Raw genomic sequence first — 26,052 nt, forward strand, 5'->3', positions numbered from 1 at the left:
TGGTTGTTTTTAAAAGGGTTGTTTTATGAAACGTATTCTAGCCGCAATCATCGCAAGTGCTGCAACATTGTCCACCGCCGCCATCGACATTTCCGTCGACGCACAAAAGGGCATCAAGAAAATTTCGCCGTACCTTTACGGGCGAAACATCGACAAGGTGAGTGACACCAAGGTTGAAAGCGACGCAGACGAAGAGGCTTTTATCGCCCAAATGCTCGATGCGGGCATTCACTTTTTACGCGCGAACAACGGCAACAACGCCACGCGCTACAACTGGCGCCACAAAATGACGGTTCACCCGGACTGGTTCAACAACGTCTACTCGCACGATTGGGCGATTACCGCGCAAAAGGTTCTCGACAACATGCCGGGGGTCGACGCGATGTACGCCTTCCAGCTCACGGGCTATGCAGCCAGCAGCACCGAATACAATTTCCCCGACTGGAACTGGAAACAGGAGCACGGCTCTTATCCGTCGCAGACATTCGACCTCGCGGGCGGCGGCGAAGTTTCCGACGATGGCGAAACACTCATCAAGGCAGGCGATGCCTCGCTCTACAACATGGAATGGCCCGCCGACTCGACCGTCGCGATTATTCCGCACTGGAAAGACGAACTCCAGTATGACATGAGCCGTTTTAAATACTGGAGCATGGACAACGAGATAGAAATCTGGCGCGGCACGCATTCCGACCTGGATTTGCCTGTCACGGGAGACTTTCTCGTTGAACGCTACATCGATGTCGCCAAGAAGGCCCGCGCCGCCTGGGGCGACATCAAGCTCACCGGCCCGGTGGTCGCAAACGAATGGTTCTGGTGCTCCGTGTCCTCGTACAACAAACAGGATAGACCCAAAGGCCCCGATCGCGATTACTGCTGGCTAGAATACTTTATCATGAAAATCGCCGAAGAGCAGAAAAAATCCGGCGTTCGCCTGCTCGATGTTTTCGACATTCACTGGTACCCGAGCGAAAAAGATTACGAATCGCGCGTGAACTGGCATCGAGTTCTATTCGACACCACCTATAACTATCCCGGAGCAAACGGGATCAAGATGGTGAACGGCGGCTGGGACAACGACAACCAAAAGGAATACATCTTCAAGCGTATCAACGACTGGCTCGAAAAATATTTCGGCAAGGATCACGGCATTACGCTCGGCATTACCGAAACCGACCTGAACGATTCTGATCCTATGGTGACAGCGCTCATCTATGCGTCTTTCCTCGGAACCATGCAGGACAACGGTGTCGAGATTTTCACCCCGTGGACATGGGGCGACGGCATGTACGAAACGGTGCACCTGTTCAGCCGCTACGGCCACCCGAACCGCGTGCAGTCCACCTCCAGCAACGACTCGCTAGTGTCTGCCTACAGTTCCATCAGCAACAAGGGCGACTCGCTCACAGTCATCTTCGTGAACCGCGCCGAAAAGGACGCACAAGAAATCAACCTCGATCTTGCGAACTTCGCCTCCGACGGAAAGGTCAAAACGCTCACCTTGCAAAATCTCCAAGGCGAAACATTCGTTTCGCACACAAGCAATGCCTTGAAAGAAAACGCAGTTGAGGCAAATGCGCAGGGCGGAACGACCACTGCGACAAGCTACAGCATTAACAGTTTCAGGATGACGCTCCCCGCCAAATCGATTACCGCAGTGCTACTCACTTCTAACAGCCCGACCGTCGTTGACGCCATCAGGCCAAAAGCCACGATTCGTCCCGCGCCCCAATACGGAAACACGAGCCGCTTCGACACCAAGGGCCGAAATGTCACGCACACCCGCACAAGCCCCGGGTTCTACATTCTGCGATAATAAATAGTTTCCACCTTAAAGCGGGATTTTCCGTATAATAAAGAAAACGCCCTTCCGCAAAGAAAGAGCGTTTTTAGAGTCTTTTTGAGATTGCTTCGGGCTCTTATGCGCGAACCGTCGTGAAGGCGAAGGCTTCCCCGTCGGCATCATTCGCTTCCAAGCCATCGGCTGCGGCAGCCCACTTGATAGCGACCGCTTGGGTCTCACCGGCAATATAGGCTTCATTCTCCGCGACAGCTTGCTTGAAGACTTCGCTTGCAGAGAACAGCGTCACTTCGATCTTGTCGGAGATAGCGTAGTTCTGGTCCTTACGGCGGTTCTGGATGCGGTTCACGAGTTCGCGGGCCACGCAGGCGCGGCGGAGTTCGTCCGTGATCTTGAGGTCCAGAGCCACGGTGAAGTGCTGGTTGGCTTCCACGGCCATGCCGTCGGCCACGATGCGGTTGAGCATCAAGCAATCGGCACCGACTTCACCGAAGTCGAACTTAATGGTTTCGCCAGCCTGGAGAGCCTTGATTTCATCAACACTCAGCGAATTCAGCTTGGCAGAAATCACCTTCATGTTCTTCGCGTAATCCGGGCCCTTCGCCTTGATAGCGAGGAAGTTCGGCTTGGCGGAGAGCTGCACGAGCTTGGTTTCGTCTTCGAGGAACTTCATTTCGCGAACGTTGAGTTCTTCGAGGATCAAGTCCTTCATGGTCTCAGCGACGTTCTTTTCTTCGGTGCCGTGAGCAACCACCGTCATGCTGGCAATCGGCATACGGTTCTTTACGTTGTTCGTAGCACGAATCACACGACCCATTTCGACCATGCCACGCACCATGGCGATGCGTTCCACGAGCTTTTCGTCCATGAGGGACTTGTCGGCGCTCGGGAATTCGCAGAGGTGCACGCTCACCGGGGCGTTGGCATCCACTTCGCGGACGAGAATCTGGTAGATTTCTTCGGCGAGAAGCGGGAGGAACGGAGCGAGGATCTTGGAGAAGTCCACCAGCACCTTGTACATGGTGGCGTAGGCAGCGTTCTTGTCGCCATCGTTTTCGCTCTTCCAGAAACGGCGGCGGCTGCGGCGCACGTACCAGTTCGTGAGGTCATCCACCGCGGCAATCACGGCGGGCACCACGTTGTACAAGCGGTAGGCCTTCATTTCCACCTCGACCTTGGCGGCCAAATCCTGCAGCGTTGCAAGCATCCAGCGGTCAAGTTCGTTGTCGCTCTTGACTTCCTGACCGGGCTTCCAGTTCAACTGGCCCTTGGCGGCGTCGGCGTTGTGGTTAGAGACAAAGAATGCCACAGCGTTCCAAAGCGGCAGCATCACCTGTTTCACGATGCCCTTCACGCCTTCTTCGCTGAAGCGCAGGTCTTCGGCCTTCAAAGCGGCGGAGTTGATCATGAACAAGCGAATGGCGTCGGCACCCGTGCGTTCGATGAGGTCGTTCGGGTCCGGGTAGTTGCGCTTGGACTTACTCATCTTGGAACCATCTTCGGCCAAGATAATACCGTTCACAATCACGTTCTTGAATGCCGGCTTCTGGAACAGAGCATTAGAAAGCACGGTCAACGTGTAGAACCAACCACGGGTCTGGTCGAGGCCTTCGGCAATGAAGTCAGCCGGGAAGCTGCGTTCCACGAGTTCCTTGTTTTCGAACGGGTAATGGCGGCTGGCATACGGCATGGAACCGGATTCAAACCAGCAGTCGAAAACTTCCGGCGTACGGCGGTAGACCTTGCCGTTCTTTTCGATGGTGAGCTTGTCCACGAAGTGCTTGTGCAAGTCGTCGAGCTTCACGCCGGTGAGCTGCTGCAGTTCTTCGATAGAACCGACAGCAATCATGTCGCCGTCGTCAGAGAGCCACACCGGAATCGGTGTACCCCAGAAGCGGTTACGGGAAAGGTTCCAGTCGCGGGCACCTTCGAGCCACTTGCCAAAGCGTCCATTCTTGATGTGGTCCGGCACCCAGTTCACCGTCTGGTTGTTTTCGACCATCCATTCCTTCAGGGTCTTGGTCACGCCGTCCTTGCTCGTGACAGGCGCGTCGATCTTCAGGAACCACGTCTTGAGGGCACGGTAAATCAGAGGAACGCCGGTACGCCAGCAGTGCGGGTAGCTATGGACAATCACGTCCTGCTTGAACACGCGGCCCTGTTCCTTGAAGAAGCGGATTATTTCCTTGTCGGCTTCCTTGGCGCCCATGCCCTTCCACATCGGGACCTTGTCCGTGAACTTGCCTTCGGTATCGAGCGGGTCGAAAAGGCCGAGGTCGAGTTCTGCGCCCTTCTGAAAGTCTTCTTCACCAAAGGAAGGAGCGGTATGCACGGCGCCAGTACCGTCTTCGGTACTCACGTAATCGGCGGGGTAAATCTTGTAGTGGCGGGACAACTGGTCCGGCGTCACGAATGCATCGGAAATACGGGAGAGCGGTTCGTAGTCCTTGCCCACAAGTTCAGAGCCCTTGCAAGTATCAACGATGTTCGGGTTCTTGAAGTAGGCGGCGGTACGGCTAGCGGCAATCCAGTACTTCTTGCCGTCCTGTTCCACCAGGTTGTAGTCCATGTCCGGACCCACAACGATGCAGAAGTTGGAGTAAAGCGTCCACGGGGTCGTCGTCCACACGAGGATGCTCGTGTCCTTGAACTTGGGCTCGTTCGAGTTAATCGGGAAAATCAGCGTGAGGGACGGGTCCTGACGGTCCTTATAGCCCTGGTTCGTTTCGAAGTTCGAAAGCGGGGTGGCAAGCGCCGGGCTGTACGGCTGGATGCGGTAGCCCTGGTAGATGAGGCCCTTGTCGAAGCACTGCTTGAACACCCACCACACAGATTCCATGAAGTTCTTGTCCATGGTCTTGTAGCCCTTGTCGAAGTCGACCCAGCGGCCCATGCGGCGCACCGTCTTCTTCCATTCGCTGGTGTACTTGAGCACCTTGCCGCGGCAAGTTTCGTTGAACTTATCGACACCGAGCTTCTGGATTTCGGCAACGCCAGCGAGACCGAGTTCGTTCTGCACGAGAGATTCAATCGGAAGACCGTGGCAGTCCCAACCGAAACCGCGCGGAACCTTCTTGCCCTTCATGGTCCAGTAACGCGGAACGATGTCCTTGATGGTACCGGCAAGCAAGTGACCGTAGTGCGGAAGGCCCGTTGCAAACGGAGGGCCATCGTAGAAAGTGTACGGTTCGGTTTCCGGACGGCTGTCAAGCGACTTCTTGAAGCTTTCGTCCTTGTCCCACAATCCGAGCACGCGCTCTTCGATCTGCGGGAAGGTCTCTTCTTTCTTTACTTCACGAAACATGGGTTACCTCAAACCCCGCGGCACCGCGCCACGGGCATTAAATTTTCGGGCGTAAAGATAGAAATTAGCGGGAACTATGGCAAAGCGGCTTACCGCTTTAGGCTACCCTTTCTTCAGGATTTCTTCGATATCGGCGCGGCTGAGGTAGGCTCTTGCGTTCAGGGCGGCGGCAATTTCGCATAGCGACTTGCGGCAAGCCATCAGAATGTTGAAAAGCTGCTCGACCACGTTCGCCTCGGACAATTGAAAATAGTAGCAGGCCGCCTGAAAACGCTGGTAGTCCGGATCGCTCTTGTAGAGTTCCGCAGGGAGATCCTTCATGACCGTATCCAGATCGCAGGCAAAATCCTTACGCATCAGGAATTCAGCCAAATGGCCCGCCATGGCAATGTGGGCATCGCCTTCGAGTTCGCTTCCGGCGATGTGGGTAATGCCGGGGCGCTCCTTGGACTTGTCCATTTTGACGTATTCGAGGGGACGTTTAAACAGAAAGGCAATAAGCGCGTGACCCGCCTCATGGTTACACAACTTTTTGAATTCTTCTTCGCCGAAGAACTCCACCAACGATTCTCTTGTTAATGTTTGTTCCGACATTGCGTAATCCAACTATCCGAAAAAAGTAATACAAAAATACAAATTTGAGCACCGATTTTTACCACGAATATTCCAACTTGGAATATAATTTATCATAAAAAAAGCCGCCAAAACTTGCTTTTTGGAGCACTCAGCACTTATATTGTCTATAAATCCTTCAACCAAAAAGGGGGCTTTAATGTCCAATGCAAGGTCAAATATGAGACATATCGTTCTCATAACACTATCTGCCGCGATCGGCGGATTCCTATTCGGTTTCGACTCGTCCGTGATTAACGGGGCGAACGGAGCCCTTAAAGCACACTTCCATGCGACTGATTATGAACTCGCCTGGGCTGTTTCACTTGCACTGATTAGCGCGGCTGTCGGTGCATTTTTTGCAGGTCGAATTGCAGACGCCTTCGGACGCGTAAAATGCATGCTTTTCGCCTCGGACCTGTTCCTGTTAAGCGCAATCGGTTCCGGTATTCCTTTTGGTATTTCTGACTTTATCTTGTGGCGCGTGATAGGCGGTTTCGGCATCGGCATGGCAAGCATCATCGCCCCGATTTACATCGCCGAAACAGCACCTGCCCACTTGCGTGGACGACTAGGTTCGATGCAGCAGTTCGCCATCGTGATAGGCATTTTCGTGGCGCTTCTTTCGAACTACCTGATTGTGCGTATCGCAGGCTCTGCCAACAACCCGATGATTGGCCATGTCAAGGCTTGGCAGGTGATGTTCTGGGTCGAAATCATTCCGGCAATCCTTTACGGATACGCCGCCTGGAAACTCCCCGAATCGCCGCGTTACCTGATCCACAAGGGATTTATCGAGCAAGCCCAAAAAGTACTAGCACAAATCAACCCTGAAGGCGTCGATAAAGAAGTGGAAACCATCCAGTCTTCTTTCAAGAACAAGAAACAGCCCAAGTTTATTGACCTGATCAAGATTATTGACGGCAAGGAGCGCATTTCGCCGATTCTGTGGGCTGGCCTCGGACTCGCCATTTTGCAGCAACTGGTGGGTATTAATGTCATCTTCTATTATGGTACCATGCTCTGGCAGAGTGTCGGCTTCGGCGAAAGCGACGCCTTCCTTACGAGCGTGATTTCGAGCGGTGTGAACTTGGTGATGACCGTGGTTGCCATTTTGCTTATCGATAAGATTGGCCGTAAGCCACTCCTGTTGATCGGTAGCATTGGCATGGCGATTACCTTGAGCACACTTACCGTATGCTTTATGAGCGCAGGTGCCGACGGCACGCTCCCGGGAACGGCCGCCATTATCGCCTTGATTGCTGCAAACCTCTACATTACCTTCTTCGCGGCAACGTGGGGTCCGGTCATGTGGGTGATGCTTGGCGAAATGTTCAACAACCGCATCCGCACCATCGCAATCGCTATTTGCGGTCTGGCCCAGTGGTTCGCGAACTTCGTGGTCACCTGGACGTTCCCGGTGCTTACCGGCAAAGACGGCATTGGCGTCGGCCCGACTTACGCCCTGTATTCATTCTTTGCAATCTTCAGTATCTTCTTCGTGGCCAAGTTCATCAAGGAAACGAAGGGCAAGGAACTGGAAGAAATGTAGGTATGAGGTATGAGTTGTGACTCATAACTCAACTGATTATTGATAGTAGAGCGGCGTTTAACGCTGCTCTTTTTATTTAGATTGAAATAAAAAGCAAAGGGTCCTCGGCATTGCCGAGGACCTTCGCTTATAATCTTTCGCTATTCAGCAGAGTTACTTGACAGAAACCTTGCTGAGCTTGTTGCCAACGCGAACCATGTAGAGTCCCTTGCTCGGGACGGACACGGCAGCGTTGCCAAAGATAGCCTTGCCAGAAGCAACCAGCTTACCCTGCATGTTGAACACAGCGATGTTGGAGCCAGCCTTGGCGCCTTCAACAGAGATGTTCATACCGGCAACGGTAATCTTTGCTGCGGCCGGAGCTGCAACAGCCTGGATGCCAGTCTTCGGCGTGTCAGAAATCTTGATGCCAGTAATCTTTTCCGGATCAACAACGTTGCCGCTAGCATCGAGGAATTCAACAGCCTTGATAGAGAGTTCGCCAATGCCGCCCTTAGCGTCCTTGACTTCCCACTTGATACCGGTAACACCCTTAAGAATCTGGGAGCCTTCCGGAGCCTTAGCCTGGTCGACCCAAGAAAGGATGTTGATCAAACTATCCGGATTCGGAGAAGAGCAGCTCTTGTCACGACCGAGGAAGCCCATATCGCAAGGAGTCAGATCGTAAGTCGTAGCGACATAGTCACCGCTCACAGGAACGTAGATACCCGGTTCTGCACCAGCTTCGCCCGTGAATTCGTTAAGGATTGCCATACGGATCGGGCCAGAAGCCTTCATCGTCACGCGGAGAGACTTGATGTTGAGCTTGGTAAAGTCAACACCCTTCTTGTCGTTAGAAAGGAAGGACATGGCGATACCGGCAGACGGATACTTGAGGAGGCCTGCATCAGCCTTTTCCTGAGTCCATTCCGGTTCCGGACCGATTTCCATGGAAGCTTCAGCGTAGATAGCGCCATCCTTCAGATAGAGCGGAGAAGAGCCAGAGTCCGGAACCATCTTGGTACCGATACCAAGCTTGTCGTGGTAGGCGCCCCAGTTCCAGAAGCCGGAGAGACCAACAGTAGAATCGCGAGAAGCCATCTGCTGACCTTCGATGTCGGAAACAGACGGAGCCTTGGTCGGATCCGGAGTGAACTTTTCAAAGCCAGTCGTATTATAGAGGTTAGGCATGTTACCAGTCAAGAGGAGGAGGTAGAGCATGTTCAAAGTAGCCGGATAGTACTTTTCTCCTTCGACAGAGCCTTCACCGCAACCCTGAGCGGTAGTGCAGCTCTTCTTTTCCTTAAGAACTCTGTAAACGGTGCCGAGATAGGACTTTGCTTCGTCGCTAGAAATAGAGGACGTTGCAAGGCCGAGACCGCCGGAGAAAGTAGAAGAAACAAAGTTACGCTTCACACTTATATCGGCTTCATAAGAGTTGCTCTTATAAGCATAGCCAGAGTTCACACCGCTAGCGGTATGAGTAGACGGAATGAGCCAATCAACGACTTTCTTGTTGAAAGCCTGAGCCTTGGTATCGCCGTACCAGTAATAAGCCCAAGCCATACGCCACGGAGTACGGGCGGCGTCATCGTAGAAACCGATATCGTTAGAAACGGCTGCAGATGTCAAAATCGGCTTGTGGGAGTTCCAGTCGCACCAGTCCGGAACAAGACCAGTCTTGGAATCCTGGCAACCGTTCAAGTCCGTATAAGCCTGGGAGATGACGCTAGACCAAGAACCGCCAGCAACATCCTGGAAGAGCTGGAAGTTGGCAGTCGTTGCATAGCTCGGGTTGAAACCGTCATTCCACTGGTTACCCGGCTTAATCTTGTTGCTAGCGATATCGTTGGAAGCAATCCAAGAAATGAGGGACTTGCCTGCAGAGAGGTAAGAAGCATCATTCCACTGCTTGGAAGCCATCACGAGAGCGAGAGCGGCATCGAAGTCAGCATCAGAAGCAGTACCGGTGCCACCACTGCAACCGATACGCCAGTTCATACCGCCGCCATTGACGCTGTTGCCCGTCCAAGTCTTATAAAGATTTTTGAAAACATCTTGATCATCCATGTAGACGGTAATCAACATACCATATGCAATAGCTTCGGAAACGGTAGAACACGTTCCTTCCGGAGCGAGCACCCAACCATTGCTAGCCTGGTACCAAGCCTGTTTCCACAGCTTGTAATGTTCCTTGATCATGTCCGTATCGGCATATTCAATAGTCGTGCCGTGGGGATGTTTCATGTTCTGCGGGAACGGGTATTGACCCGCATAGGCAGCGGCGGCCGTAAGGGCAAGCGCACCAGCAGCGATTTTGAAAGTGTTCTTCATAATTATTCCTTATTGATGACTTTTACACCCACTCTTAAATATAAAATAGAGACCTTTTTTGGGAAAGGTTTCAATTGTAATAATTCAGTTGCAAAAGTGGCGTTTTTACGTAAATTTCTAGGAATCTAGTGATTTTGTTCACACCCCGAATTTCACTTTTTGTTCGCAAAACGTTCTCAAAAAATTGTGGGAATTTACGTCCCGACAAAATGTTAACAGCAAGTTACTTTGCAGAATTCTGCTGCAACTTGGCTTTTGCCTTCTTGCGACGCCAAACTTTGAACTCGCTATACAGCGTACTGACCGTATAGATGAATATCAAAAGCAGGATTGTATTCTTAGGTTGGTTCAAGTTGCAAATACCCCAGGCAATCGTGATGATGGGCAAATGAATCAGGTACGGGTAGAACGAAGCACGGCCGATTTTGCGGACAATGCCAATGCAGAAGAACTTCGCGACAAAACCCTTGCCGGTCAGAAGCGAAACCAGGAAAAGGCCGTACAATAAAATCGGGAGCGAATGATGGAAGAAATAATTGAAGCCAGGATTCAGTTCCGGACGCATCAGGAAGAGACTGCCGTAAATAGCGGCGAGCATGACAAATTGCGCAATACCGCTTGCAAAGTTTCGCTTGAGAAAGTCGAAATGGCCTTCTTTGAAGAGCCTGAAAAGCACCATGCCAAACAGGTATTCAAAAATACGGACAGGAGCAAAGATATGGAAGAAACGGTACTTGGCATCGTAGCTTTCGAACCAAAGGTTGTCGGAAAGGCCAAAGAAGGTTGCCCAGAGAATGCCCGGAATGAAGAGCGTTCCGAAAAGCACCCAGAGCGTGCGATTGCTTTGCTTGAATAGCCAGCGGCTAAACCAGGGAGTCACCGCGTAGCATACGAAGAAACTCGTCAGCGACCACGACGGTTCATTCAGTTTCATGCCCAAATCGGGCACAATGGACCAAGTAAGCGTGATATGCAAAAGGAGGCTTCGCCACGGGTGGGTCATTTTTGCAAGGCCGGCGGCAAAGCAGTCGCCGATTTCAGAGAGTCCGGGCAGGTGCGTGTAACCGCTGAACTTGAAGACGAGCACCAGGAACATGAGGATGGTCATGAAGAAGTGCAGGCGGTAAAGCTTGGAGATGCGGGCGAACATGAAGGGGATTACAGGAATACGGCGTTCCGGATCGCTAAACTTGCTCGCGAAAAGAAAACCGGCGAGCACGTAGAAGATGCCGGCGGCAAAGGCGGGCGCATTAATGATAGGCATGATCCACTTGTAGTCGGCCATGTAATTGAGGGCCGAAGAGGAACCCAAGTGCAGCATCACGATGTTAATGCTTGCGAGGAGTCGAAGGCCGTCAAGAGCCGGGAAATAATTCGGTTTTGCAGGAGTCATAGCGGAATCTATTTTTCAAGGTCCTTTTGCATTTTGCTTTGTTGGCGGATGCGGGCAAGGGCTTTGGAGCGGCGGCGGGCGGTTTCTTGGAGGTCGATGGCTTCGTCGTATTCGTCGACGATTTCGCGGCCGAGGATTTCTTCGAGGACGTCTTCGAGGCTGACGATGCCGGCAATGGCGCCCCATTCGTCGACAACGCCCACGATATGCCCGCGCTGTTTCAAGAAGCGGAGCAAAAGTTTGTCTAACGTAAGACTGTCGGGAATGAGCTGCAGCGGGCGCATCATCTGACGGAGCTTGACATCGCGCATGCCTTCGGCAAGCTTGTTGTAGGCGTCGCGGCGAAGCACAATCCCGATCCAGTTATCCTTTTCTTTTTCGTAAAGCGGTACGCGGGAGAACGGCCAATTGCCGCGTTCATCGAGAGTCTCGCCGATAGAAGAATCGGCCTTGAGCGAAAACACCACTTGACGCGGCGTCATCACTTTACGCACCGGCACCGACTTTAGGGCCAGAATGTTCTTGATGACCACAGACTGCTGGCGGTCAATGACGTCTTCGCGGAGCCCGAGACTTACCAAGCTGTTGATGTCATCGATACTCACGTCTTTCTTGTCTTCTTTTTCGCGAGTCCAGTGCTTGGTAAGCGTGAGGCAAAGCCAGATGATGCCTGTCCACGAAAGGACTATCGTGATGTAATAGAAAGGCACCGCGACCAAGGGGGCCGCAATTTTTGCCTGCTTGACGCCCAAGGTTTTCGGCGTAATTTCGCCAAACAGGAGAATGAGCACGGTGAGAATAATCGGGAGCGACACCTGCCCGAGGGGCGGCAAATTCTTGACCGCAAGGGCCGTAGCAAGCGATGCGCCCACGGTGTTTGCAATCGTATTCACCACCAGCACCGAGGCGATGTAGCGATCAATATTTTCCTTGACGTGCACAATGTAGCGGGCGGTAAACTTTTTCTGCTTTTGCAGTTGCTCGATGGTTGCGGGCGGCATGCTGTAAAATGACGCTTCTGTCACCGAACAGAACGCCGAGATGGCAAGGCAACCTAGAACCGTAAGGACGATATAAAACATTATTCAATACCTAACAAAGCCGGCTCAAAAAGCGCGGGCTCGACCGCCCAAAGTTGCGGGCGGCTCAAGTCATAAATGTATTCGGTCCAGTCGGAAAGCTGGTAAAGCATCTTGGAGCCCGGCGTCGGGAGCGTGAGCGAATGGCCGGAGCCGAGCACTTGCAAATCGACGTCGGTGTTTTCGCCGATGTCGGCAAGTTGCTTGGCGACGGCGATGGCGTCGTCGATTCCGCCGAGGCCGTGCACGAGTCCTGCGGCAAGCGCCTTGATGCCGATCATGACGCGGCCGCCACCGTAGGCGGTATCGACGGTCGCCTGCGGGATTCCCATAGCTTTAGAAACGACTCCAGTAAAGCGGTCGTAGAATTCATCCATGTACGCCTGCAAGGCGGCCTTTTCGCGGTCCGTCCAGGCGCGCGTAAAGGTCGTCGCGTCTGCATATTCGTGCGTCTTGACAGTTTCGGCCTTGAGCCCGATTTTGTCCATGAGGCCAGAGGCGTCGATTTTACCGCCATAGATACCTATGCTACCCACAATGGCCATCGGTTCTGCAAGAATCTTGTCGCCGGCGCAGGCGATGTAGTAACCGCCCGAGGCCCCCATGTAGCCGATGCTAGAGACCACCGGAATGCCGATTTCACTGATATTGCGAAGCGCTGCCCAAATCTTGTCAGAAGCGATGGCAGAGCCACCCGGCGAAGAAATGCGTACGATCAAGGCCTCGGCACCGGTCGAAGGCAATTTGCGGATTGATTCAAGCACCGAGCGTTCCATGCGGGAATCGATGGTACCGTCAATATTCAAGAGGGCAATCTTTGCTCGCGGAGCCCAGCTTTCGTTGAAAATCTTCTTGTCCGTGGGCGACCATGTGCGGAACGCCGCATTCGGGTAGTCGATATCGAAGAAAGTCTTTAACGCGTAAGAAGGCACTTGATCCAAGTAAAGCAAGGTGTCTACAAGGCCCGCGCGTTTTGCCGCAGACGCCGTCACCAAAGGCTCGCCCGCCAAGGAATCCAAGTGCTTGTAGGCTTTTTCGGACGACATTTGCGGACCTACGCCGCGCATGGAAATGTAGGTTTGCAAAGCGGTCCACAAATCATGATACAGCGTGTCGAAATTGGAGCGTGCCTCTGCCGACATGGAGTCTGCCACGTAGGGTTCTACAGCGGACTTGTACGCCCCATGACGTAAGAATTCCGCCTTCACGCCCAGTTTGTCAAACAGACCCTTATAGAAAAGAATGTTCCCGCCGAGACCGCGCCAGTTCATGTGAGCAGAAGGTTCCACTGCAATACGGTCCACATGCGCAGACGCCAACAACACAGCGGGGCGAATGTCATCCATGTAGGCGACCACCTTGCTTCCGCGGGCCTTGAGTTTTTTGACGTAGCGGTCGATTTCGCTCGAGACGCCGATGTTACCCTTGTAGCCCGAAAAGTCCAGAATCACGAGGCCACAGGCCGGATCGCGCAACATATGTTCGAACAGGTTGCGCACATGCCAAATGCAAATGGAACTCTTGCGGAAGAACGAGAATTCGTCTTCGGTTTCAGAGATTTGCATATCGAGCGGCACACGAATGATTTGCGCGCTCAAAGAGGCGTTCGGGTTGCGGGCACTATGATAGCCCCATGCGCCACCTTTGGGCAGAAGATCGTCGTACACATGCAAGGCCACATTGTTGTAGCCGCCAAAACTGGTAGAGAACGTAAGGCGATATTCGTCATCGCCATGCAACGGCATGCGGAATCCCCAACGGACGCCGTAAAGGCCGAGTTCAAAAAGCAAGCGGTGGTCTTCGAAATCTTCGACGTCGTAACTCACGCTGAAGAGAGGGCCGAGGCGCAAAGTTGCACCCAAGTTCTGTACGCGTTCGGGCGCTTGCGGGCCGGCGTAAAGCACGTTATCGCAGGAATAGCCGAGCGAAACGAACGAAAGCGGGCGAATCATGAGGCCCAAATCCACGCTCCATTCCGTACCCGTAAATTCTGCAGTGCGGATGGCGTTAACGCGTTCGCCCACAAAAATCGTGCGGTTCCAGAGGGCGTTGCCGTGTGTGAGGCTCCAGCGAGAAAAATCAAGATGGTGCGGGCCCTGGGTATATTCAAAACCGGCCGCCCAATGTTCTAAATTACCGCCAACGCGAAAATCCTTGATGGACTTGTCATAATCGTAGCTAATGAGCGCGCCCTTGGAATCAAAGGCGGCAAGGCCGGCCGGGTTGCCCCAAATGCCGTGTTCATTTTCGAGCGATACAAAATCAGACTCGCCGGGAATATAGGCAAGGGCATACGCTGCGCAGAACAAAAAAAGCGCCGGTACAAACTTATTTTGCATCAATTTCATTCGCTCTCCCCTTTTTGAACATTTCACCAATCAAAGAAACCAGTACGACCGCATAGCAGGCGTCGTAAAAGCCTCTATACCAATCGTAGTCAGGATCTTTATTTTGCGCCGTTTTCTTATAAGAGCTTAAATAATTTAGAAAAGCCTCGTGTTCCTTTTGTAGCGCATACGCCGGATTGCCTTGGCGATAGGCCCCCAAATCCAGCTTGACCGAGCGAGCGCCCATCGAAATTTCTACCGTGCGACTGTCGCAGGCGCAATTACGGTCGGCAATAAATTCCGCTGTTATCGTACTGAAGTCATAGACGGCATGAACGCGGTCATCCGACAATTCCTCGCATTGAAGCGACCTGTACATCATGGCGTTTTTGTCGACAAAGAGACAAAGCAGGTCCATGTCGTGGATCATCAGATCGTATTCCACGGAAACATCGCGGTTGCGCGGCGAAAAACCGTGCGTTCGCGTAAACTTGAACCTAACCGGAAAAACATCTTGTTTCTGGAGAAACCAGGATTTTAAGCAATCCTGCATTTCCTTGCAGAAGTCGGTCTTTGCAAATTCTTCGATGGCCGGGTTGTAGCGTTCCGAATGCCCGACAAAGACAAACGCGTTACGCTTCAAGGCTTTTTTCTGGTACTCCAGGGCATCCTCCCCAGATACCGACACCGGTTTTTCCACAAGCACCGGGAGCTTCATCTTGATGCATTTTTTGACGTATTCGTCGTGCGTTACGGCAGGAGATGCAACGACGGCAAAATCGGGAGCCAGTTCGCCGGTTTTAATTCGTTTGAACAAGGCTGCAGCCTCGGCCGAAGTGTCGGCGACTCCGATAAATTCAACGCCATCTTCTTCGAACAGCCTCTTGTGCCGCTGCCCCATGGTTCCGTTGCCGATCAGGACTGCCTTATAAGAACATGTATTTTGCATAGAGTCCTAATGTGTGGCCGGTTTCCATTCCAAACAGGTAGCCGCGATTCATTTCGTAAAACAAAGCGATTCCTAAAGAATTCTTGAACACGGCAAAATAGCGGGCGGCATCGACGCGCATTCTAAAACCCTGGTCCAGGTCATCCATTTTGCGATACGGCTTTTGCATGTTCAGGTTTTCGGATTCCTGAATGCGCCAGCGGTACAAGAAAACATAATCGAATTTCCAGCCAGAATAATCGTCGCGGTCCCAGAGGAGTTTCCACGAGATGGAGCCCTTTACGCCCAGCTCATCGCCCGGCTGATAATTCTGTTTTTCGAGAAATGTATAGTATTCTAGCGCGGCCCCGAGCGTCATGTTTCGGGAAAATTCGTAAAGGCCGAAGGGCGAAACGCCCAAGCGATAGAACCGATTGACTTGCGAGCCGTCGCGAGGTGGAAGCCGCCAGTTGAAATCCACCCCGAAAAACGGGAACGGGCGAGCCTTTACGCCTAGGTAAGATTCATTCAGGCCGTTGACATGCAAGTCTAGCGCCTCGTGAACCTGATCATGGAATTGCGTTTCCCACTGGTAGCTGACCATGCGGTAAGAAAAGTCGCCGTATACGCTAAAGCAATGGCAAGGAGCGAACTCCCCCACTACATTCAGGTCTGCGCTGTAAACATCGTCGCGGAGCTCGGCAAGGCCGCCAAACAAGGCATAGCTTTCGGGGGCACGCACCGGCAAAATCGATTCGCGGGCATGGCCAAAAAGCGCCAAGACAAGAACACAAAAGGGAATTATTCTTAAAGAAAGATATCGTTTCACAGCTAGATGACTACAATTTAACAAAAAAGACAATCCTGCAGGCTTGGTTGGTTGGAAATTCCATAACGATTATCTATATTAGGGCTCATCATGAAGAAGATAATCACATACGGTACTTTTGACCTTTTACATTACGGACATATTAACCTTCTGAAGCGCGCCAAGGCTTTAGGCGATTATCTTATTGTAGCCCTTTCCACTGACGAATTCAACTGGAACCAAAAGCAGAAAAAATGCTACTTCAGTTACGAGAAGCGTAAACAGCTCCTGGAAGCCGTGCGCTACGTGGACCTCGTGATTCCCGAAGAAAGTTGGGACCAGAAGAAAACGGACGTCAAGGAATACCACGTAGATACTTTTGTGATGGGCGACGACTGGAAAGGAAAATTCGATTTCCTTAAAGATTCCTGCGAGGTGGTTTATTTGCCCCGCACGCCGGAAATCAGCACGACCCAAATCAAAAAAGATCTGGAAACTTTAAAGAAATAGTAGACTTACAATGAAGCGTCAGTCCAAGAAGCTTCTATTGTTTTTCGTTCTTCTTTTTTTAGCATTTATTGTCAATTCTTGCGGCACTTGGGGCGAAAATTCGTCGCAAGCTGCCGATTCGGCGTATTTACCGCTAGACGATTCCGAATACCCTTATGCCGGATTGCCGCGCCTGGTAATTGAAACCGAGAATTTCAGGCAAATTAACAACAAGGAGACGAAAGTCCCGGCTCGTCTGCAATTCTACGGCAAAAACAAGCCCTCTAGCGAAATTCTGGACCTCACGATCAAGGGACGAGGCAATTCCAGCTTCGTGATGACCAAATACGGTTACAAGATCAAGCTAGCCGAAAAAGATTCACTGCTCGGAATGTCCAAGGACAAGGAATGGGACTTGATTTCCAACTTTCGCGACAGGTCCCTATTGCGAAACTACATCACCTACCAGCTCGCGGGAATCCTCGGCGACGAATACTTTCCGAAATGCGAATTCATAGAACTTTACCTGAACCGGCAATACTTGGGAATCTATCTCTTAGTCGAACACGTCAAGGTTTCCAAGAACCGCGTAGACATTCCCAAAAGCGATTCCAGTTTTCTTTTTGAAAAGACCTCTGCCACCACTACAGACGGGGCATTGTTCACGTCTAGTCTCGGCTATATTTTCAAGTTCCGCCAGCCCAAGGAACCGAGCGAAGAGTCCAAGGAACTCCTCGAAAATCACATCAACGATTTCGAGCATTTTCTGCAATCCAAAAGCATTTACAAACTGGACAGCATTGGCAAATGGATCAACATCGATGATTTTGTAAGATACTACTGGATTCAAGAATTCTCCAAGAACATCGATGGCCACAGGCGAAGCATTTTTATCACTTGGGAAACGGACAGTGCCTTAAAAATGGGACCCGTATGGGATTTTGACTTGGGCTACGGAAGTTCGGCAGACGTGAAAAGCGGACCCGAGGAATGGCTGATTCGCAAATACGGGTGGGACCGCTATTTGTTCAAGAACAAGGATTACGAATCGCGGGTAAGGGAATACTGGAAAAAGAACCGTTCCGCATTTGTCGCGACCCTGGATTCCATTGATTCCATGTCCGAAAAACTGGAGAGAGCTTCGGCAAACGAATTCAAAAAATGGCCCATTCTGGAAAACGACTCCAGGTGGCCCTTCCATGAAAAATTCGACAGCTACCAGGACGCCGTAGACGCTCTAAAATCCTGGATAGAAGCGCGAATCCAGTGGGTTGACGAGAACATATAATTCTATATTATGCCCCGAAAATGTCTTTGAAGCAAAAAACTTTCAAAGGCGTCATTTGGAGTGCTGTAGAAAGATTTTCTACCCAGGGCGTTCAGTTCCTGTTCGGTATTCTTTTAGCTAGACTTCTGACGCCTAACGATTACGGCATGATTGCCATGCTCACCATCTTTATGGCGGTGAGCCAAACTTTCATTGATAGCGGTTTTGGAAACGCACTCATTCGAAAGCCGGACCGCAACGAAGCCGACAAGGCCACCGTATTCTTCTTCAATATCTTTATGGCGGCGGCCTGCTATGGCATAATCTTCTTGGGAGCGCCCTTTGTAGCCCAGTTCTACAAGATGCCGCAACTTTCGGATATTCTCCGGATTCTCGCCATCAACCTGATTATTCAGGCCTTCGGATCAATTCAGCGATTGAATCTGACCATTGACCTGAATTTTAAAACGCTGGCAAAGGTTTCCCTGATTGGAGCCATCGTGGGCGGCACGGCAGGCCTTATCAGCGCCTACAATGGACTTGGCGTATGGTCGCTGGTTATCCAGCAAATGGTCACGACTTCTACGAGAGTGGTTCTGTTCTGGACTCTTGTTCACTGGCGTCCCAAGACATTTTTCAACAAGACGTCTTTCAAGAACATGTTCGGCTTCGGTTCCAAGCTTTTAGCCTCCGGCCTGTTGAACACCTTGTACGAAAACATCTATGACCTGATTATTGGCAAGTTTTTTTCTGCCTCCACCTTGGGTAACTACAGCAGGGCATCTCATTTTGCAAACTTTCCCTCGTCAAACATCACAGGGATTTTCCAGAGAGTCACCTTTCCTGTTCTGAGCAAAATTCAAGATGACCCTGTAAAGTTGAGAAAAGGATATTTAAAGTTTCTCAACATGTCCACCTTGGTCATATTCCCGCTCATGATTGGCCTAGCAGCTCTGGCAAAACCGTTTATCCTCCTGGTCCTTACTGAAAAATGGGCCAACGTCATCCTGATACTACAGATTATCTGCATCGCCCATATGTGGCACCCCGTACACGCAATCAACCTGAACGTACTGCAAGTCATGGGGCGATCCGACTTATTCCTAAAACTGGAAATCATCAAGAAAATTACAGGCATCATCATACTTTGCGTCACGCTTCCTTATGGCATCATCGCCATGTGCTTCGGCCAATGGGTCGACACCTGCTTTGGCCTTGTAGTAAACACGTACTATTCCGGGAAGTTGTTGAACGCAGGCCTTTTAAGCCAAATGAAAATGTATATTCCCACACTTTTGAACTCCCTAATCATGGGAGCCATAAGCGTAGGCGTAACCAAGATTCTTCCAGAAAAAGAGTATGCGCTTCAACTTGTTCTAGGCATTGCCGCAGGAGCCCTATATTATGTGGCGAGCAACTGGATATTTAACAGGGAAACGGTCAAGGAACTGCTGGAGCTTTTGAACAAAAAGAAAAACAAAATGTAAATTACCTATCATGAGCGAAAATAAAACTATTACAGTTACCTCCCCACTCTTTCCGAAGCTAGAAGAATTCATTCCCATGCTTCAGGATATTTGGAACAGGAAATGGCTGACCAACAACGGCCACTACCACCAGGAATTGGAAAAAGCACTTGCCGAATATCTCGGTGTAAAGTACATCAGCCTTTTTACCAACGGAACCTTGCCGCTGATTACTGCACTGCAGGCAATGAGAATTACCGGGGAAGTAATTACCACACCCTATAGTTTTGTGGCGACCACCCACTCCATCTGGTGGAACGGCCTTAAGCCTGTTTTTGTCGATGTTGACGAAAACACCGGCAATATCGACCCCGAAAAAATCGAGGCCGCCATTACGCCGCGCACAACAGCCATCATGCCCGTACACGTTTACGGAACACCTTGCAATACGAAGCGCATCCAAGAAATCGCCGACATCTACGGGCTCAAGGTCATCTATGACTCCGCGCATGCCTTTGGCGTGCAGGTGAACGGAGAATCCGTATTAAAAGCAGGCGACATGAGTACGCTCAGTTTTCATGCCACCAAAGTATACAATACGGTTGAAGGCGGAGCTCTTGTTTGCCATGACGAGGCAACAAAGAAACGTATCGATTATTTGAAGAACTTCGGCTTCGCAGATGAAACGACAGTCGTCGCTCCCGGCATCAACAGCAAGATGGACGAAATTCGCTCGGCATACGGACTATTAAACTTGAGGCAAGTCGACAGCGCCATCGAAAAACGCAAGGCGGTTGCAGACAAGTACAGAGCCGCGCTAAAAGACATTGCCGGCATTCGTTTCCTCCCCGATATCGAAGGCGTCCGCCACAACTACGCTTACTTCCCGATTTTCATTAGCGAAGAATACGGCGTTAGCCGCGATGAACTTTACGCATTGCTGCAAAAGCACAACATTTACGGACGTCGCTATTTCTACCCGCTTATCAGCACTTTCAGCGCCTACAAGGGGCTGGATTCTGCCAATCCAGCAAACCTGCCTATCGCCCACAAGCTTGCAGACCAGGTACTTTGCCTACCGATGTTTGCCACCCTCGATGACGAAGGCGTTAATAGGGTGATTGAAGTCATTACTAACAAGAAATAATCTGCAATGCTTGAGCTCATTAAGAAAGTCGACAACGAATGCGGCACGCCATTTTACTTTGTGTATCCGGAACGATTTGTCAACAATTTGCAATCGTTCCGCAAGGCGTTTACCGATATATACCCCAATTTTATCCTGTCCTATTCGTTCAAGACCAACTACACATCTGTCCTATTACAGAAAGCAAAGGAAATAAGCTGCTTTGCAGAGACTGTATCCTCGATGGAATACAATCTTGCTGTTCAAAAAGGCTTTGCAACGGACAAGATTATTTTTAACGGTCCCATCAAGAGCTTTGAAGACATCAAGACAGCATTGATAAACAAGTCCATCGTTCAATTGGACAGTGAATACGAAATTACACATGTCCTGAAACTGCAAAAAGAAAATCCGGGACAAGAAATTAAAATCGGGCTCCGCATAAATATGGAAGTCGGCTCCGGCAGCATAGCACTCCAAGGTGGCCTGCGTCAGAGCCGTTTTGGCTTCACTACGAGCATGCTGGAAAAAGTCATCCCGTTGCTAAAAGAAGCCAACATCAAAATCATTTCGCTCCACGGGCATACATCCTCTTCGGACCGTATCGTAGACAACTACCGGCACATTGCAAATCGCCTAATGGAGATCCGTGCGAAATTTGATTTAAATGACATCCGGTACATCAATGTTGGTGGCGGGTTCTTTGGCGCAGCCCCCGAAGGAATCGATGTTTCGAAAAAACCAAAATACACAGACTATGCCAAGGGAATCTGTGAAACTCTCCTTGCCGACAAATGGTTCAGCGAGCGCAAACCTTACATCGTCATCGAACCCGGCGCCTCTGTAGTCTCTAACGTTTTTGAACTGGTAACAAAAATTCACCAGCACAAGAATATCCAGGGTCAAGATTTCGTCTTTGCCGATGCTAGCTATTTTCAGGTCCGCCCTTTCCTCACCAAGATGAATCTTCCGTTCACAGAACACAGTGACAACCCAGAACAACCCGAAATCATAACGGATGTCGTAGGTGCCACTTGCATGGAAGTCGACAAGATTGCCGAGGGCGTTTCGCTAAAGCACTACTCCCACGGAGATTACCTGCTGTTCAGAGCAGTCGGTGCCTACAGGCAGAATCTGTCCCCTCTCTTTATCATCCCCTGGAGTCCGGTCGTCGAAGTGACTTCCTCAGGCCATATAAACATCCTCAAGAATCGACAGGATGCATCGGATTTATTAAACATGCTGGAAAAATAAGCAAGGCGAATAAAACATGAACATTCTCCTGACATCTGCAGGCCGCAGGACCTACATGGTCGAATATTTCAAGACGGCACTTAACGGCTCCGGCAAAGTGTTCGCCTCCAACAGCGTTCTCACGCACACGCTTCTGCAAGCAGACGAATACGTTTTGACGCCGAACATCTACGACGACCAATACATTTCCTTCTTGGTCGAATACTGCAAGCAAAAGAGCATCAACGCCATCATTTCACTGTTTGATATTGATCTTCCCGTTCTGTCTAAAAACCGCTCGGTTTTTGAAAAAGAAAACATCAAACTTGTCGTTTCCAACTACGAGGCGACCCTGATTTGCAACGACAAATGGGAAACATACAATTTCCTGAAAGGCATAGGCATAAACCAGACGCCATCATTTATTACAATTGCCGAAGCTAAGGCTGCGCTTTCCAATGGGGAAATATCTTATCCAATTTATCTCAAGCCACGTTGGGGCATGGGCTCCATCGGCATTTACAAAGCCGAGAACGATGCGGAGCTCGATGTGCTCTATAAAAAGCTCCATCGTGAAATCTTCGACACATACCTGAAATACGAATCTGCCGCAGACGCAGAAAAAAGCGTCATTATCCAGCAAGCCATAAAGGGACAAGAATACGGTATTGAGATTCTGAACGACCTAGACTGCAAATACGTTACCACTTTTGCCAAGAAAAAAATTGCCATGCGTTCAGGCGAAACAGACATTGCTGAAACTGTAGACATAAAAGAATTCGAAGATATCGCTAAGAACATTTCTGTTCATTTAAAACATATGGCACTCCTTGACGTAGACTGTTTCAAAAACAATGACGGGAAAATTTTCGTACTCGAAATGAATTGTCGCTTTGGCGGGCAGTATCCATTCACCCATGTTGCCGGCGTTGATGTCCCGCAGCAAATAATAAACTGGTTAAACGGAAAGGATACAAATTGGGATTTGCTTCACATCCAGACTGGTGTTTCCGCCTGTAAGGAAATTTTGCCCACGATCATCAACAAGAAACTCAATATTTAATATTATGCGAATAGTCCATATTAGCCTTGACGAAAAATTCATAGACTGCGCCATAGAGCAATTTTCCGATCTACATGGCGTGGAATCAGAATTCTGCGTATGCGCTCCAGGGGACAAGGCAAAACTGGTAAAATTGCCCAACATCAGAATTTTCCATACATCGGAACAAATTGTAAACTATGCAAACGGGAACCATTTTGACTATGCGGTTCTCCATTCCCTTTGTCTTTCTCCTAGAATCCTGTCCAAGTTGCAAATGCCTATCTTATGGAGTTCTTGGGGATACGACATTTATTCCGACAAGAAGAATGCCAAGCGCAGACCCGTAGTTCTAGACTTGTTCAAGCCGCTAACAAGAAAAGCTCTCGGACCGCAACAAAGAACTTTTAAAGAAAAAATAAAATACGCTCTTCTAAAAGTCGGGTATAAATCTTCGTGGCAAAAACATCACGATGCCTTCCTGAAAAAAATCTCGTACTTATCCGTCGTGCTGCCCGAAGAATTTGAAATGGTAAAAAAGAATTTCAATCAACTGAAATTCTATCCATTCCGATACGTCGATAAAGACAACGGCGCTCTCAATCACAACATTCTATCGCCCACAAAATCAATCCTTCTAGGGAACAGCCTTGACCCAGCAAACAACCATATTGACATTCTTCAATCACTAGAAAACCTAAAAGTCAATTGCAAGGTCTATATTCCGATCAGCTACCCGGACGTTCCCGGGCCCTATAAAAAAAGGCTAAAGGAATTCGCGAAGCGCCTCCAGCATGTCACGCCGATTTTCTTGGAAGAGTTCATTCCCAGAGAAAAATACTTTGCCATAATCAACGAATGTTCAATCGCATTCTTCGGCCATATCAGGCAACAAGCCGTCGGAAACATCCTTCACATGCTTTGCGAAGGGCGCAAAATTTTCCTATACAAAGATTCCATTGCATATAAGCATTTCTGCAATGCAGGCGCAAAAATCTTCTCTATCGAAAATGATTTAGAGCCAACTATTTTCGACAGCGTTCTTGACGAAGACATCCAGAATAAAAATAGATCTGTTGTTTACAACGAAGAATACTACGAGACCTACATCAAGCAACTTCAGGCTTTTTTTGACAATCTTGCGAATTCTGCAAATGAAGGTGGCTAGATGTCATATTCCATCATCATCCCCCACTACAATCTTCCGGCCTTATTGGAACGCTGCCTAAAAAGCATTCCTAGACGCGATGACATTCAGGTCGTAGTCGTCGATGATATGAGCAGCGAAGAAAACCGCCGAAAGCTCATGGAAATGCAGGGTACATTCCCGAACGTGCAATTTGTGTTTTGCGAAAAAAATGGCGGAGGGGGAGCAGCACGCAACCGAGGCCTCGACGAAGCCAAAGGTGACTATATCCTATTCTCCGATGCCGACGATTATTTTTGCAAAGGTTTCGAGTTTCTTCTGGACAAGTACAGTGCCCAAGAAAACGACATTGTCTATTTCAACGCAAACTTTGTCAACACCGACACCGGAGAACCTGCAAAGATTCCAAACCATGTAGCCGAAATCATCAACATATACAAAAAAGCTCCAGAAAAGGGCGAAAAACTTTTACGCTACTATTTTGGAGAGCCTTGGTGCAAGATGGTTCGACGCTCAATCATCCAAGAAAATAAAATCCGCTTCGAAGAAACCAAGGTTCACAACGACACGCAATACTCCTACCTTGTCGGTTTCCATGCAAAAAAATTGGCCGTTTGCGACCACCCCATTTACAATTACACCATCCGCGAAGGAAGCGTTTCAAGGATCGTTTCCGACGACAGGCTCCTGACACGCGTAAGCGTTTTTGCACGAAAGAACCGTTTTTTACAAGACAACCATGTGGATTTCATCGACAAAATGATGCTTTGGCCGTTCAAATATTGCCAAAAAAATCACAAAAACGATGTTTACAAGCGCTGTGTCGCAGAAGCCCAAAAATATGGTTTTGACGAGAAGTTCATAAAAAAGCAACTGCAACGGCATAGAATCAAGAGTTTTTTATTTAGAGTTCAGAGAAAAATTTGCAAAATACTGGGCGTTAAAATTCCACAAAAGAATCTTGCATATTCCTGAACAGCCAAACCGGCCTAGCACATCAAACATTATTTTAAAAAATTATATTTGTGCTATGGAACATTTTGATTATCTCATCGTGGGGTCCGGACTTTTTGGGGCTACATTCGCCCATCAGGCAACAAAGGCCGGAAAACGCTGTCTCGTCATCGACAAGCGAGACCACCTTGGCGGTAACGTCTATTGCGAGAGCGTCGAGGGCATCAACGTCCACAAATACGGGGCACACATATTCCACACATCCAACAAGAAAGTCTGGGATTTTGTCAATTCAATCGTAGAATTCAACCGCTACACGAACAGTCCCGTCGCCAACTACAAAGGCAAGCTTTACAACCTGCCTTTCAACATGAACACGTTCTACCAGATGTGGGGCGTAACGACGTCGGCAGAGGCGCAGTCGAAAATCGAGGAGCAAAAGGCTGAAGCGACCGCCGCACTGAATGGCCGCGAGCCTGCGAATCTCGAGGAACAGGCGCTCACTCTCGTCGGGAAGGACATCTTCGAAAAGCTCATCAAGGAATACACCGAAAAGCAATGGGGACGCAGTTGCAAAGACCTTCCAGCATTCATCATCAAGCGGCTGCCTGTACGCTTCGTTTTCGACAACAACTACTTCAACGACAAATACCAAGGCATTCCCGAAGGCGGCTACAACAAGCTCATCGAAGGATTGCTGGATGGTATCGAAACGCGCACAGGCGCGGACTTCTTCGCCGAATACAAAGACCGCTGGCACGAAATTGCCGAAAAGCTCGTGTACACGGGAGCCCTGGACGAATATTTCGGCTATAAACTCGGCAAACTCGACTGGCGCACCGTCAGCTTCAAGACGCGTATCGAAGACACGCCGAACTATCAGGGAAACGCCGTCGTCAATTACACTTCGCACGACCAGCCTTATACACGCATTATCGAGCACAAGCATTTCGAGATGTTCGGCGCCGACGTCTACAACGTCCCCAAAACCGTCGTGTCGGAAGAATACTCCACCGAATACAAGGAAGGCATGGAGCCCTACTACCCGGTGAACGACGAACGCAACAACGCGCTTGCCGAAAAATACCGCAAACTCGCCGCACAGGAAAAAGATGTCATGTTCGGGGGCCGCCTCGCACAGTACAAGTATTACGACATGGCACCTGTAATCGAGCAGGTGTTGGACATCGATAATTTCTAGTTTTTTCCGT

At 50.0% G+C, this 26,052-nt stretch carries 19 protein-coding genes; 11 read left to right on the forward strand and 8 right to left on the reverse strand.

Annotation, left to right across the window (positions count from 1 at the left end; all coding sequences use genetic code 11):
- Window positions 1-25: 25 nt before the first annotated feature.
- Window positions 26-1,816, forward strand: coding sequence for a glycoside hydrolase family 44 protein (locus B7989_RS07695; protein WP_088627953.1), 1,791 nt, complete (start codon window positions 26-28; stop codon window positions 1,814-1,816).
- Between the two features lie 103 nt (window positions 1,817-1,919).
- Here B7989_RS07695 and ileS read toward each other — a convergent pair whose 3' ends face one another.
- Together ileS and B7989_RS07705 are read right to left on the reverse strand one after the other, a co-directional pair.
- Complete coding sequence (gene ileS, locus B7989_RS07700) at window positions 1,920-5,105, reverse strand: isoleucine--tRNA ligase (protein ID WP_088627954.1); 3,186 nt, start codon at window positions 5,103-5,105, stop codon at window positions 1,920-1,922.
- Between the two features lie 102 nt (window positions 5,106-5,207).
- A complete protein-coding gene (locus B7989_RS07705) occupies window positions 5,208-5,699 on the reverse strand; it encodes a hypothetical protein (protein WP_088627955.1) in 492 nt (163 codons plus the stop codon).
- Between the two features lie 148 nt (window positions 5,700-5,847).
- Here B7989_RS07705 and B7989_RS07710 point away from each other — a divergent pair, with 148 nt between their 5' ends.
- On the forward strand, window positions 5,848-7,269 hold the full coding sequence (locus tag B7989_RS07710; RefSeq protein ID WP_369829053.1) for a sugar porter family MFS transporter: 1,422 nt from the start codon (window positions 5,848-5,850) through the stop codon (window positions 7,267-7,269).
- 153 nt (window positions 7,270-7,422) lie between these two features.
- Here the strand turns inward: B7989_RS07710 and B7989_RS07715 are convergent, their stop codons facing one another.
- The 6 genes from B7989_RS07715 to B7989_RS07740 form a co-directional block, all read right to left on the reverse strand.
- A complete protein-coding gene (locus tag B7989_RS07715) occupies window positions 7,423-9,582 on the reverse strand; it encodes a glycosyl hydrolase family 8 (RefSeq protein ID WP_088627957.1) in 2,160 nt (719 codons plus the stop codon).
- Between the two features lie 223 nt (window positions 9,583-9,805).
- On the reverse strand, window positions 9,806-10,975 hold the full coding sequence (locus tag B7989_RS07720; RefSeq protein ID WP_088627958.1) for an acyltransferase: 1,170 nt from the start codon (window positions 10,973-10,975) through the stop codon (window positions 9,806-9,808).
- Window positions 10,976-10,983: 8 nt separating this feature from the next.
- Window positions 10,984-12,057: a hemolysin family protein gene (locus B7989_RS07725; protein WP_088627959.1), complete on the reverse strand. Its 1,074-nt coding sequence runs from the start codon at window positions 12,055-12,057 to the stop codon at window positions 10,984-10,986.
- Entirely contained in the window at window positions 12,057-14,402 is a 2,346-nt protein-coding gene (gene sppA / locus B7989_RS07730; RefSeq protein WP_233144310.1) for a signal peptide peptidase SppA, read from the reverse strand. The genes B7989_RS07725 and sppA overlap by 1 nt, the downstream gene beginning before the upstream one ends.
- Complete coding sequence (locus tag B7989_RS07735) at window positions 14,383-15,330, reverse strand: Gfo/Idh/MocA family protein (protein WP_088627960.1); 948 nt, start codon at window positions 15,328-15,330, stop codon at window positions 14,383-14,385. Before B7989_RS07735 ends, sppA begins: the two co-directional genes overlap by 20 nt.
- Window positions 15,308-16,090, reverse strand: coding sequence for a hypothetical protein (locus B7989_RS07740; RefSeq protein ID WP_088627961.1), 783 nt, complete (start codon window positions 16,088-16,090; stop codon window positions 15,308-15,310). The genes B7989_RS07735 and B7989_RS07740 overlap by 23 nt, the downstream gene beginning before the upstream one ends.
- Window positions 16,091-16,228: 138 nt before the next feature.
- Between B7989_RS07740 and tagD the strand changes: the two genes are divergently transcribed.
- The 9 genes from tagD (at window position 16,229) to glf (ending at window position 26,042) form a co-directional block, all read left to right on the forward strand.
- Window positions 16,229-16,627 carry a glycerol-3-phosphate cytidylyltransferase gene (gene tagD / locus B7989_RS07745; protein WP_073319545.1) on the forward strand — a complete coding sequence of 133 codons (399 nt, stop codon included), beginning with the start codon at window positions 16,229-16,231 and terminating at the stop codon, window positions 16,625-16,627.
- 10 nt (window positions 16,628-16,637) lie between these two features.
- Window positions 16,638-17,894, forward strand: coding sequence for a CotH kinase family protein (locus B7989_RS07750; protein WP_088627962.1), 1,257 nt, complete (start codon window positions 16,638-16,640; stop codon window positions 17,892-17,894).
- Between the two features lie 20 nt (window positions 17,895-17,914).
- A complete protein-coding gene (locus tag B7989_RS07755) occupies window positions 17,915-19,360 on the forward strand; it encodes a lipopolysaccharide biosynthesis protein (protein ID WP_088627963.1) in 1,446 nt (481 codons plus the stop codon).
- A gap of 10 nt (window positions 19,361-19,370) precedes the next feature.
- Window positions 19,371-20,486 (forward strand): DegT/DnrJ/EryC1/StrS aminotransferase family protein, encoded by a 1,116-nt coding sequence (locus tag B7989_RS07760; RefSeq protein WP_088627964.1) that lies wholly within the window; start codon window positions 19,371-19,373, stop codon window positions 20,484-20,486.
- A 6-nt stretch (window positions 20,487-20,492) separates the two neighbouring features.
- Window positions 20,493-21,719 (forward strand): hypothetical protein, encoded by a 1,227-nt coding sequence (locus tag B7989_RS07765; RefSeq protein WP_088627965.1) that lies wholly within the window; start codon window positions 20,493-20,495, stop codon window positions 21,717-21,719.
- Between the two features lie 16 nt (window positions 21,720-21,735).
- Window positions 21,736-22,761, forward strand: coding sequence for an ATP-grasp domain-containing protein (locus tag B7989_RS07770; RefSeq protein WP_088627966.1), 1,026 nt, complete (start codon window positions 21,736-21,738; stop codon window positions 22,759-22,761).
- 256 nt (window positions 22,762-23,017) lie between these two features.
- The gene (locus B7989_RS07775; RefSeq protein ID WP_233144325.1) at window positions 23,018-23,908 is read left to right on the forward strand and encodes a TDP-N-acetylfucosamine:lipid II N-acetylfucosaminyltransferase; all 891 of its coding nucleotides are present in this window, start codon (window positions 23,018-23,020) and stop codon (window positions 23,906-23,908) included.
- Window positions 23,909-24,862, forward strand: a complete 954-nt coding sequence (locus B7989_RS07780; protein ID WP_088627968.1) for a glycosyltransferase — start codon at window positions 23,909-23,911, stop codon at window positions 24,860-24,862.
- 55 nt (window positions 24,863-24,917) lie between these two features.
- Window positions 24,918-26,042 carry a UDP-galactopyranose mutase gene (gene glf / locus B7989_RS07785; protein ID WP_088627969.1) on the forward strand — a complete coding sequence of 375 codons (1,125 nt, stop codon included), beginning with the start codon at window positions 24,918-24,920 and terminating at the stop codon, window positions 26,040-26,042.
- The last annotated feature ends 10 nt before the right edge of the window (window positions 26,043-26,052 follow it).

The sequence above is a fragment of the Fibrobacter sp. UWB5 genome (assembly GCF_002210295.1).
Classification (GTDB): Bacteria; Fibrobacterota; Fibrobacteria; order Fibrobacterales; family Fibrobacteraceae; genus Fibrobacter.